This window comes from Oleiphilus sp. HI0086 (assembly GCF_001635225.1).
Genome location: NZ_LWFZ01001125.1, coordinates 1 through 1,019, shown reverse-complemented (window position 1 = coordinate 1,019; position 1,019 = coordinate 1). Strand labels below are relative to the sequence as shown.

Annotated in this window: 1 protein-coding gene; it reads right to left on the bottom strand. The window is 42.8% G+C overall.

Annotated elements, in window-relative coordinates; translation table 11 throughout:
- The coding region (locus A3756_RS19880) for a cache domain-containing protein (protein WP_156490624.1) at positions 1 to 927 on the bottom strand (927 nt) is incomplete at its 3' end.
- Positions 928 to 1,019: the final 92 nt, after the last annotated feature.

Here is a 1,019-nt window from a genome sequence, read left to right as displayed (position 1 = left end):
CATGGCAAGCTCTTCAATTGCCGAGGCGAGAAGCTCGGTCTCAGAGTGTTGTTGGTCAACACCTTCTGATGTTCTTGATGTAATGTCATTCATGACGGTTGCAGAAAACGACATTTCTTCAGAGCCGTGTTTGCAGTGATTGATTAAGCTACGGAAGGCGCTTTGCATGCTGATGAACGATCGGCTTAGACCTCCTAGCTCATCGCGACGCTCAGTTTGCTCAATTTCTTGTCGAAAGTCTCCGTTTGCAGCGTCTTTCATGACTGATACGATTCGCTTTAAAGGTTCGACCAAGTCTTGGGTCATCATTCGAGCGATCACAGCAACGACAATGAGCGTGGCAAGAAGCAAGAAGATAGACGATCGTGACTTTTTCCAGAATAGCTCATCGATATCGTCAATATATACACCGCTGCCGATAATGTAGTTCCAAGGTTTGAAGCCTTGAACATATGATGTTTTTGCAACAGGTTCGTCTTTTCCAGGTTTAGCCCAATAATAATCGACATACCCGCTTTCAGAGCTGCGTACGACTTTCACAAAATCGGAAAACAGTTGCGTGCCTTTAGGGTCGGTAAATTCGCTTAAGTCTTTGCCGTTCAGTGCTGGCTTAATAGGGTGCATCACCATTTTCGCGCTATAATCATTGATCCAGAAATATCCGCTGCCATTGTCGTACCTTAGGTGTCTGATAGCGTTGACGGCTTGTTTTTTAGCTTCTGCTTCACCCAATATATCTCTTCGTTCGTAGAATGAGCTAAGCAGCGAAGACGCATTTTCAACAAGATGCTTCACTTCACTTTTTCGACTTTCGAGCAAGTTATCTCGCTCATTAATCCGGTCAAAAACTTGAATGAATAAGCTGCTAATAATGGCAATAGCTAGAAGTAGCCAAATTTTGACTTCAAATCGAAGGTTGCTAAACAAAGTGTTTTCCTTAAGAAATCAGTAATGGTTGGGTCGTGATTTTACTGCAAAATAGATTGATTCGTGAGCAGAAGTTCCTAATATAGATTCAA